The 297-nt window shown below is 59.6% G+C and carries 1 protein-coding gene; it reads right to left on the bottom strand.

All coding sequences use genetic code 11. The annotated features are described in order from the left end of the window. On the bottom strand, positions 1–297 hold a 297-nt coding region (locus NE591_RS14640; RefSeq protein WP_256157032.1), incomplete at both ends, for a hypothetical protein.

Here is a 297-nt window from a genome sequence, read left to right as displayed (position 1 = left end):
CTGTTCTTCCCAGTGAATCCAGTTCTCGTCTCGGTCGGCCAGCACGCCCTTCTCCTTGAGGTTGTCGAAGGTAATGCCCACCGGCTCGCCCTTCTCGGTATCGACCACCATGCGCGTCATTTCCTCGTTGGACTTGGCGTAGAACGCCTTGGCCGCCTCGTTGTCCATGCGCTCGGCAATAGCCCGGAAGATCTCCACGTCCTCCTTCGCCTCACCGATGGGGTCGGCCACCTTGTTCGCCATGTACAGGAAGGGAGTGTGCGAGCTGGCCTGAATCCAGTCGTACTCGAAGTAGTG

Origin of the sequence: Adlercreutzia sp. DFI.6.23 (assembly GCF_024462535.1) — a bacterium.
In the GTDB taxonomy this organism is placed as follows: Bacteria; Actinomycetota; Coriobacteriia; order Coriobacteriales; family Eggerthellaceae; genus Adlercreutzia; species Adlercreutzia rubneri.
Note: the sequence above shows the minus strand (reverse complement) of the source record. Positions and strands in the feature narration are given on the sequence as shown.